Below are 10604 nucleotides of genomic sequence, written 5' to 3'. Positions count from 1 at the left end.
AGCTGGTTTGCAAATGGATAAATTGCGAATACAGCAACAAATAAACTTACTCCACTGTAGGTCAAAATTGCACCTAAAAGTACAACGGTTAAAATTGCCTTTTTCGCCCCAATCCATCTTACAATGGTTCTAGCAATAGACTCAGCAATTCCTGACATTTCAACAACTTTACCGAAAATTGCCCCAAGCAAAAACACAAGAAAGTAATCTTTAATAAAGTTCACCATTTTGGGCATAAAAACACCCGAATAAAACGGTAAAACATTGGCTGGATTAATGAGTAAAACTGCAAGTAAGGCACAAATTGGTGCCATAAGAATGACAGAAAAGCCCTTGTAAGCTGTATACATCAACAGCCCAAGTGAAAGTAGAATTACAAATAATTCCCACATATATTCCTTCTCCCTAAAGAATAGATATTAGGTTCAATAAAATTACCAAAAGATATTTAGGTTATCCCAAACCTAAAATGACAAAAATCACAATATCCATATGTGGTAATAGGTAAATGAGCTTAAAAATAAAATATCACTAAAATATTTAAAAACAATGCAATTTATTTAAATTTTAAAATACCAAGAAAATACAATGTTTTATATTCTTTAATTGGTAAAATACCACTATTTTAAAGCCTTTATTTTTTAATAAAACTTATTAATTATTGAGTAAATTAAATTAATATCTCTATATTATTTAATAAACACAATTAAATAATATATTTTTTAAATTAATTTGGTGAATATTTTCTTAGCCAAGATCAGTAATCTTTTATAAGTAATAAAAAACCCACTTAATGACGAGTGGGTTCAATTAAAATTTAATGTTACTCGACTGCCTTAGATACAAGCTCTTACGCTTTTATTTCATTCGAGTTAGTCTTAAATTAAAGTCAGATGGAAGTAAAATTCGATATTCTATCTCCGAGCTTGGTTTGACTTCAGTTTCTTGAGAAGTGGCAATATTTGGGCACATTCCACCGCCTGTTTCTAATCTAAAAATATAATATTTAGGTTCAAGATAAATTGTAGCTATTTCATTTGAACGAATTGTGAATACTTTCTCGTTATTAACATACATATCATGACTACAGCCAGACCCTAAAAAACCTTTATCTCTTAAAAAAGTAACTTTTGCTTGTTCAGGAGTGTGTTTCTTCAGATAGTTCCGATTGTATATTCTCTCATTAGGTACTGGCTTGGCTGTATTTGAAGTAACTGGAGCTGTTGAACACCCAATTAAGCTGAGAACTAGTCCTAAAAAAATAATGTTTTTCATGAAATTATCCATTTTAATAATGAGTAAAATTTAACAGTTCAGAAAACGAAAAACCACCCAAAGGTGTCTTAAAACTTAAAGATATTTTAGTAGTGAGAGTACAAACTTAGTTAGTGTTAATTTTGTAGTATTACTAATAGGATAAGGTTTACCGTTAATCATCAGAGGAAAGAATTTGGCTTTTTTTCGGAATTCGTCTAAAACTAAATTATCTAACTCTTATAAGCCACTACTTCTTCAAATCTTTACCACCTTCAAAAAAGAAGGTTTAAATAAATTTAAATTTGTTAATACCTTGGCTTATATCTCTTATTTCCTCCACTCGTAATACAATAGTGCCCACCTCTTGGTCCCACACAATAATCAACTACAGCGCAAGAACAATCACTATCATAGTATTTTTGAGACTGCTTTTTTACTGAATGATGCGGTTGCGATTTTAAAGCCTGATAATTATTGGACTTAGTCTTTCTAGTCTTTTGTTTAAAACAGTCTGCTGTTTCACATAAAAGTTTCTCGGAGATCCATTGAGGTGATGATGAATTTAGAGAAATACGTACCCAGTTTCCTTTTTTCTCATAAATATCAACTTTTGCACCACGCCCAAGTTTTGCTACAACACTACCATTAGGCTTATCTCTAATATTAAGTGTATTGGTATTGATATATTTTGACTCTACAATCTCTTCAACTGAGCTTTGTGCTTCCCCTGAGCTTGAATTGTTTTTTGAGGTATTGTCATTTCCAGAACCAAAAATTCCTAAAACAATTATTCCTGCAGCCCCCCAGCCTAAAGTAGTTTTTTTCATGTTTTACCTTTTATTTTATATTTTTCTTACTGTAACAGAGTGTAATTAAAAATAAAAATCAGCCTATATAACCAATAGTCTAATAGTAATAAATATTAAACCGCCTTAAGGCAGTTTAACTATTTTCAAAATACTTTAGAAAGTGATTACTCTTCTTCATTTGTTGTCTCTTTTCCTAAGCATGCATTTTCGATACTGTCACCAAACTTAAGAATCGGAGGAAGTTCATTTTCATCATAAGTTTCTGGAATTAGCCATTCATATGCCAGTTTAGCAATCCTATTCGCTTCTTTCTTATTATAAAAACTCTTTTCAGCTTCTATATATTCAAGTAGATCATCAAGAGGTATACCATCTTGCCTAACATGCATAAATGTAAATGCATACCTTCTTAATCTGTACAATACTTTTCATTTTGAGTATATGTAAAATGTATAAAATCATATTTTACGATATATAACAGAATTCAAAAAAGTCATTTTTTTTAAAAATGGGATTTTTTTCAATAAATAGTTATCTATGGAAGTAATGAAATTGAAGAGTGACTTAGGGTACTTAAAATTTAATATTTGCATATAAAGGAAAATTGGTGTAATAAAACCAGTCTGACTATACCTTAAAATTTCAAAACCCTCTATTTCTCTAAATTTATAATATTCTAATATTGTATTCCTATATTCCCAATGTTGTTTATTAAACAACCCAATAAAGCGCTGAATAATACGTGCAATTATTATAAGTGGATTGTAGGATCCATTTTCATGTATTGCTATAATTCCACCTTCTTTAAGTATTCTCTGACATTCAAAAAAGAATACATTTTGATCTATATATTGTAGACATGAAGATGTCAAAATTATATCAACAGACTCATTATCAACAGGAATATTTTCTGCATAGCCTTTTATTTTTATAATATTATTTGGTGCTAGATTTAATTTATAATTATTGGGGTCTACTAAGATATATGTATAATTTGTTAAATTGGTAATCTTAGAAAAAGGTGCATATCCACCACCAATATCTAATATCACCCCAGTCTCTTTGTTATAAAAATAATTCAAATATGATAAATTAATTAAAATCTCATCTGTCCAATATATAACATTTTTATATACCCATTTTTCATCTATATTAAATGGTTTCATAAAGAAATCCCTCCACAACTGTAATTTCAGATACAGAAACAAAAGATTTAGAAGGTATATTAAAAACTAATTTATGTCCTCTTGATTTACTCAACCTTTTAGTGATGATTTCAATATAGTTTGAACTTTTCTCGCGTATATCAATAACATATTCAAGCCAGGCCTCTTTCGGTAAAAAATATTTTTCTCTAGTTTCGAAGTTAAAAATATAATTCGGCCTACCAGAGAAGTCTGTACCCATTAATATACAACCATTAATTGCTAACGAAGCAGTAAAACCACCTAAGTACTTCAAATGTCTTTTTAGCAACCTACACTCATTTTCATTAATTATAAACTCATCTAAGTATTTACTACTATCACCTGTAGAAATAAGATATTTATCTTTAGAGGTGTTTATAATATTGTGTATATGATAAATTCTATTGTCATTCTTATATGGATCATAAATTTTTAGCATTTGATTTTTTTTTAATATTATTCTTGCCCCAGGTTGTCCATATTCCACATAAACAATTGAATCACTATTATAGGCCCAACTTCTTGAAACAATTTCTTCACCGTCAATTTTTAGTATTTTAAAATTTAAAAATTCTACTTCATGTAATTTTTTTTTATAGTTAAGTGACTTTTTCGCTTTGTATCTTACAAAACAGTACACACCCCAAATAAATTCAACGCTTCGTTTCTCTCTTATCACCCCAAATATTACTTGGAGTGGAATAACATTTATTCCAAATATTTTAATTTTATTTTTTGGATTTAATATTCCTTTTTTTTCATGAACAATATTCTTCAAATCTAACTCTCCAAACACTTGAAATTATTAAAAATTCTACATATAAAATATTAAAGACTACCTAAAATCCTATTTTATTGACAATTTAAAGTTATACTTAATTAATATTTATTATAGGCAAAAGAAATATCATAGCAACAAATAAAATTAAAATTTAATTTATTATATGATAAAATTTTACTGCACTTAATTTGCAGTTTTATAGATTATAAAAAATGAAATTTAATTAGCACTTGATTAAGTATTAATTAAATATTTTAAATTAACCCTCAGACATAATCGGAGTAATCCGATCTGCATTCCAGACTGTGTTTTCTCATACATCACTTCCAGTGACACGAATGTAATATGGAGTTGATCGTAACCATATGAAAGTAGATGGTAAATCTGAGCTGATCAAATTGATTTTAATAGGATCTATCATAGCAGCAGTATAAAAATTTAGAAGTACTGTCTGCACAGGATTATTGATCTTTAACTCAGCATAGATGCTGAATTGGACATCTTTTTTACTGGTTACTTATATTGTATAAGCTCGACTTATATCATCAGTTGTAACCTTTTCAATCGAATAGCTATATTTCGATCAACTTCACGGCTAAGCCGAATCCCCTTACTAACAGACTGAACAAAAGCCCTCTTTAGAGGGCTCATATTTTTAAGTAGAAAACTACTTTTATTCAGATCATGTCGTTGATTAAATTTGATATTGATCAGCTTTAAGATTTGGTTGATCTACAAGCAATTCAATAAAAGATGGAATTGATGTAGTGTTAAGCAAATACGGGTTAAACTCATCGACATGATGATGAAAAAAGAAATCTTTTATTTTCGTATTTATAGGCGCAAATTTCATATTCCAATGCTTAAATAACCGCTGCTCGGACGGTTCTGAAAAGATAATTTCACAGTTCTGATGTCGCGAATCCTTCAAAATTGAATTATAGAACAGCAATTCAACTTGCTCTTTCTCGCCCTCTAAATACTGCAAGAAATACCCATTACCATAGTAAAGTACTCCCGTAATATCATTATAAGAGTTGAATTTGACTGCTTCTGTGAGGATATCAATTAAATCTTGCTTTACTTGACTATGTTCACTATTGGTTTTACTTGCATACATAAAGCCTATTAAACTCATAGCGATAACTCGAAGATAGATGTCAGTTTGGCATTTTGACAGCTACATACCACGCTTACAACCTGACCTATTTAAAACCTTGTATTTCAAGAGTAAAGATTATTATCATTTTGAAAATGACAAACTTTAACAACCAGAAATCTTTTGTAAATTAATCTCAACTTAACAAACTAACTAGAAAATATTATTTTTAGTAAAATCAAGAATTGTCTTTAATTTGTGGATGTCTAATGGAGAACCATGAAATTATTCTTCAAGACGAACATCATAAACAACTTAAGATTGTCAAAGTTCAGGATGTGCGTTTTGATGTAAATACGCTTAACAATAGTTATCAATGGTTATGGGTATTTGATCATAGTTCAGAGTTTTTCCCATTTGAGTTGTGGGATCAGCTCGACAATGCAACTGTTCATCAAAAGATAAAGCTAGATAATCAAGTTTTTAAAATTATCAAGATTTTGACAAAGAAAACTCAAGTCAGGCCGTCATAACATATAGCTGTACGAATAAGATAAAAGCCTAGGAAATGGTCACTCCTTAAAGTTTTTAAATCATTACTGGATTAGCAAGCCAATCATATAGAAATTATTTTTTGGTAATGAGCTTATTGAATTTTTTCAGTTATGGAAAAACCACTCATTGAGTGGTTTTTTTCAATTAAATTTTTAGACTAAATAGCCTCTATGACAATATATTTTCCTTCATAGAAGACCCCATCTGCACTTGTTTCTTTTAATTTGCAATAAATCGCAATCGGATGTATCAGCTTTTTATTTTCTTCACTAGGCACATGAGTAATCCCAGATAAAAAATTTGAATTATCATTTTCTAAACTCCAAGATGTACCTCCATCTTTATGCCATTTACTATTTGGATATTTAGAATCTAACCATTCAATACATTGCTTCATAGTTGAGAATTTTTTTGTTTCCTCTTTTTCAATTTTTGATGCTGCACTTACCGAGGCTCCAAACGTCAAGAATAAAGCTCCAATTAAAGTTTTCCTCATGAAATTACCCTTTATTATTAATAATTAAAATTTAAGAGCTTAAGATATAAAAAAAACATCATTAGGTAGATTAGTTTTTAGGAAGAGTTTTGTTAATTTCACTACTGGCAGTTTCATGAAGCTTTAATAAGTTGAAACTTTCATAGTTAGCTAAAATACAAAAAAGAAGAGCGGCTAGCAAAACTAGGGTTATCTTATTCATTTCATTTCACCTTTGAGATTTTATTTTTTTAATTCCAAAATGCTACACGAAAATATTGTCAAAACCTTAATTGTTAATAATCTACCACAATTTATTACAAAAACTATTTGGAAGAATTAATTACCTTTTATAAAGCTGGTAATGGTAATGCAACTGGAGAATCAACAACAATGAGATGTAAAAAAGCACCCTAAGATGCTTTTACAATTTTAATATATTTCCAAGATTTTAATGAAAACTACTGACTTTGTTTAGAAAGCTCAACAATCAACTTCTCCTGATAGTCATTGAGCACCTTGTCAATATTCTCTACCCACTTCGACTCGTTCGCTACTTGCGCAGATCTAGTTACCTTACTATAGATTTTAAATGGTGGGCGATTAGGGTGTTTGGCATCTAAAATTTCGGTATCAATTTCAGAATTGATTTTGATTGAGGCAAATCCAGGCTGGAACCACGACCAAAATTTATTAATTTTAATATTAAGTATCAGATCAGCATTTGCTTCATTAGTGGGGTTATTGGTAAGAACCTTATATCCCGACTGCTGCAATGCATCAGAAACACGTTTATCAACCAAATGCGATACAGTTTCATCCTTTAAAAGTATATCCCCTAAAGCCTTTCCATATCCATTTCTTTTACGAGCAACAGCTCGGGCTTTTTCTTCTGCTGTTGCATTAGATTGCTCACCTTTTAAAGATGGAATATCAGCTGATGCAGGCTTATCTTGAAATTTTCGATCATCCTCAACCTTCACTATAATCGATTTGCCTTGTGCAACTATATTTTGGGATTGATTTAGTTTTTGACCTTGAGGTATTTCAATTAAGCCCCTTGATGTTGCACACCCAACTAAACTTAAAGCAATTAAACTTGTAGCTAATATTTTCATCATGAGTTTTTAACCGTTTGTTATAAAGTTCACATAACTTAACAAATTATTTACTAAATGTCACACAAAGAAATACTCAGCTAATCCTAATTAATAATGAGCTAACAGAGCTACTCCATACTGAAGTTCTATCGACAAAGGCTCTGCTACATAGGCTACATCCAATTTATAAAATAAGACGTAGTTAATTAAATCTTGAATTTTATGAAAGATGGTAAAAATTAAACAACTGTTTTTTTAGTACAGTGAATTAAATAATGAATAAGAGAACCCAATTGGAATGTTATTACTAAAGCAATAAAGCTAGAAAAGATGCTAGTAATATCGTTATTTTTCCTTACAGAAAATATCGTCAGTATAAGTGAAAGAATGATTGAGATATAAAGAGCATTTTTATACTTATTTTCAGTTGCTTTAGCAGTGAAAATATAATCTGAAGTAGTCAGCGCCACTATTCCAAATAACGCTATGAAAAAAGGATTCATTATGTTAAAAATATAGCTTGCATTAAAAGCAATTATCATACCTACGGTGCATACCCCTAACAGCATAGAGAAACAATAGAAAAAAATATTTTATTTTAAAGATATTAAAAAAAACAATCATATATTAATAACTCTATAAAAATAAAGAGAATATTAAGATGATAGGAAATTTAGATGAAGTTCAATCTAAGAGAGGAGAAAATATAATTATAGATACGGAAAGTAGTATCTATAATTCTTTTACACACTTTAATGAAGCTACCTTTAAGTCATTATCAGCTTTGTAGAGCATATTTGAATTAGAGGCACTTAAAATTGTTCTAGCTTCAATTATATCTTTGTTCAGAATCTTAACTTGTAGGGCCATACCATTTTGAATGTAGATCATATTATTTGCATACTTAATTTTGTTGAATACAACCTGTCCACTCGTATCGTCACAAAGTATTCCATTGCCATCTGCTTCTAGTTTTATGGTTGATATGCTTGGACCGATCGAAATCGTCCATATGCCTGAGACTAGAGGCATGGAAGGCTGCTCTTCGTTAAATTTATTATTAGCCATCATATGAACGGTTGGACTTACACAGCTACTTATTAAAAAAACTAAGCTTAATGCAATTATCTTTTGCATGATAATTATCCATTTTAATTGTGAGTAAAATTTAACAGTTCAGAAAATAAAAAACCACAAAAAGGTGATTGATGGAAAAATTAATTAATTCAATTTACTTTTTATAAAGCTACCTCACACATATCCTTAGCCCAGCAAGATAATTAAAAAAAATTTGAATTATCCGTAATGAATTGAAGTGCCAAAGTTTTCAAATTAGATTAGATTTAGCAAAAAAGTTTTGGCAAATTACAACGGTAAAGCTGATATCTCTTAATTTGTTGCCATAACACGCTTTAGATAGCCATAGTTGGTACCATTAATTATATAATCAACTTGTTTACTGTTTTGATTTGCAAAATACTTAACCTGACCGTTCTATCAGCAAGTACTTTTATAATATTATTGACCCTCGCCGTACTTAGAGGTACTAGATAACCTTTTCATCTGATTTTTTGGTTGCGTCTAATACGTTAATAAAATCACTATTTATGATGCCAGAATAATTATTTTCTTTAAGAAAAATATAGTTGTATATTTGCGAAGTAACACTTAGGTTGACTTGTAAATTTCCAACATCAAAAATAAATTTCTAAACAAAGATATCTGAAGTATTAATAAGTTTATTAATTATAATAACATTATCTATATTTTTAAGATAATATTAGGTTTAAAATTAAGTATAACTTTTAGAAACTAAATATAAATCAATATTTTTGTTTGAGTAATAGTTTATAAAATAATAAATAGATTGATTAGTAATATTGATCGATGAATTTAACAATTTTTTTGCTTTCTTGTTTCGCAATAAAATTTAAGAAGCGTCAGACGCGAGCCCAATCCTAAATGCGATAGCCCTATTCATGTAGTTTCCATTTCACAATGATGGAAACTACCAACTAAACTTGATGCGGCTCTAAAAATCAGCTTTACAACACATTTCTGAGTTGCTAACAGTATACATGCCATCAATAAATAAAAAGAGCTGGAAAAGAAGTCCATCTCCCTCTACAAAATTATTAGAACTATGTTCAAACATCATTCTGGGCTATGCTGGCCCATCTGATGCATGCACCACTCTAAAGTAAAGCGGACGATCTAAATAGTCTAATTTCTACTACACTTCACGAAATAATATTTTTTACAATTTCCCTATCGATTTTTAATATTTCTTCTAAAATTTTAGAATACTATGCATTCCTCTAGATAGAACATTAGTATTTTGCAATGTATAAGATTTTAAAAAAAATGGCTTTTTTTCTTATTGCGGTTAATACTTCATCTTTTGCTGATACTTATGAGCAGAATACGGATATTACTGATCAATTGAATAAAGACATTATGAAAGATGGAATAGTAAGTATTCCTGCAGGTATCTATAAAATTGATACCATTAAGTCAGTAGTTCTCAAAAGTGATACTACATTAAAATTGGATCCACAGACTAAGTTAATAGCCATACCTAATGCTGAAAAAAGCTATCAATTTTTTAAAATCCACGATGTAAAAAATGTGACTATTTCTGGTGGAACATTAATAGGTGACAAATACTCCCATTTAAAAAAATCTGGGGAATGGGGAATGGGAATTGATATTAAAGATTCTCAAAATGTTAATATTTCGAATATAAATATTAACCAGATGTGGGGTGATGCTATTTATCTTGGAACAAATTATAGAGGAAATCCAAATAATCAGATTACCTTAAAAAATGTAAAAATGGATGATAACCGAAGACAAGGTTTAACCATTGTTTCAGCAAAAAATCTTTATGCCAATGATCTAGTAATATCTAATACAAAAGGGACATCTCCTGCCAATGGAATTGATATAGAGCCAAATGATAATAAGGCTTTTTTAGATAATTTAAACTTTACTAATATAAGAACTATGAACAACAAAGGTAATGGAATGCAGATTTCATTAACTAAATACAACAATACCTCAAAAAAAGTTAAAATTAATTTAAACAATCATGAGGATAATGGATCTTATTTTGGTTTAATTATAAATGGAATAAACAAGCCTATTATATCTGGTAGTATTAATGTTTCCAATTCTGATTATTTGAATAGTCGCCATTCAAACTATTGCTTCACAAATGTTATAAACAATAATTTAGTTATTAATTTAGACAATATAACTCAAGATAAAAAGAATAATTTCAAATCAAGTAAATTTTGCACAGATTATACAAAAAATCAGAACATAAAAATTAAAAATAA

General features: G+C 29.3%; 11 protein-coding genes and 1 pseudogene. 2 read left to right on the top strand and 10 right to left on the bottom strand.

All coding sequences use genetic code 11. From position 1 onward, the window contains the following. The 7 genes and pseudogenes from UC75_RS19910 to UC75_RS02845 all read right to left on the bottom strand — a co-directional run. Positions 1-392 (bottom strand): annotated as a pseudogene (locus tag UC75_RS19910) (GntP family permease); the annotation flags it as partial. Positions 393-858: 466 nt separating this feature from the next. Beyond that, entirely contained in the window at positions 859-1275 is a 417-nt protein-coding gene (locus UC75_RS02870; RefSeq protein WP_049836613.1) for a hypothetical protein, read from the bottom strand. Positions 1276-1562: 287 nt separating this feature from the next. Then, positions 1563-2084: an SH3 domain-containing protein gene (locus UC75_RS02865; protein ID WP_049836612.1), complete on the bottom strand. Its 522-nt coding sequence runs from the start codon at positions 2082-2084 to the stop codon at positions 1563-1565. Positions 2085-2230: 146 nt separating this feature from the next. Then, a complete protein-coding gene (locus UC75_RS02860; RefSeq protein WP_049836611.1) occupies positions 2231-2455 on the bottom strand; it encodes a hypothetical protein in 225 nt (74 codons plus the stop codon). A gap of 69 nt (positions 2456-2524) precedes the next feature. Further along, the gene (locus UC75_RS02855; RefSeq protein WP_049836610.1) at positions 2525-3232 is read right to left on the bottom strand and encodes a class I SAM-dependent methyltransferase; all 708 of its coding nucleotides are present in this window, start codon (positions 3230-3232) and stop codon (positions 2525-2527) included. Beyond that, positions 3219-4031 (bottom strand): hypothetical protein, encoded by an 813-nt coding sequence (locus tag UC75_RS02850; protein ID WP_049836609.1) that lies wholly within the window; start codon positions 4029-4031, stop codon positions 3219-3221. The genes UC75_RS02855 and UC75_RS02850 overlap by 14 nt, the downstream gene beginning before the upstream one ends. A gap of 697 nt (positions 4032-4728) precedes the next feature. Further along, positions 4729-5172: a BLUF domain-containing protein gene (locus UC75_RS02845; protein WP_212771761.1), complete on the bottom strand. Its 444-nt coding sequence runs from the start codon at positions 5170-5172 to the stop codon at positions 4729-4731. Between the two features lie 230 nt (positions 5173-5402). Between UC75_RS02845 and UC75_RS02840 the strand changes: the two genes are divergently transcribed. Beyond that, the gene (locus UC75_RS02840) at positions 5403-5666 is read left to right on the top strand and encodes a hypothetical protein (RefSeq protein ID WP_049836607.1); all 264 of its coding nucleotides are present in this window, start codon (positions 5403-5405) and stop codon (positions 5664-5666) included. 179 nt (positions 5667-5845) lie between these two features. On the opposite strand, the gene UC75_RS02835 is transcribed toward UC75_RS02840, so the two are convergent. The 3 genes from UC75_RS02835 to UC75_RS02820 all read right to left on the bottom strand — a co-directional run bounded on the left by UC75_RS02835 (position 5846) and on the right by UC75_RS02820 (position 8400). Beyond that, entirely contained in the window at positions 5846-6184 is a 339-nt protein-coding gene (locus UC75_RS02835; RefSeq protein WP_049836606.1) for a hypothetical protein, read from the bottom strand. A gap of 440 nt (positions 6185-6624) precedes the next feature. After that, positions 6625-7284, bottom strand: coding sequence for a YajG family lipoprotein (locus UC75_RS02830; protein ID WP_049836605.1), 660 nt, complete (start codon positions 7282-7284; stop codon positions 6625-6627). A 711-nt stretch (positions 7285-7995) separates the two neighbouring features. Continuing rightward, a complete protein-coding gene (locus tag UC75_RS02820; protein ID WP_049836603.1) occupies positions 7996-8400 on the bottom strand; it encodes a J517_1871 family lipoprotein in 405 nt (134 codons plus the stop codon). Between the two features lie 1206 nt (positions 8401-9606). Between UC75_RS02820 and UC75_RS02815 the strand changes: the two genes are divergently transcribed. Further along, the coding region (locus UC75_RS02815; RefSeq protein ID WP_212771760.1) for a right-handed parallel beta-helix repeat-containing protein at positions 9607-10604 on the top strand (998 nt) is incomplete at its 3' end.

The sequence above is a fragment of the Acinetobacter sp. V2 genome, from assembly GCF_001188385.1.
In the GTDB taxonomy this organism is placed as follows: domain Bacteria; phylum Pseudomonadota; class Gammaproteobacteria; order Pseudomonadales; family Moraxellaceae; genus Acinetobacter; species Acinetobacter oleivorans.
Note: the sequence above shows the minus strand (reverse complement) of the source record. Positions and strands in the feature narration are given on the sequence as shown.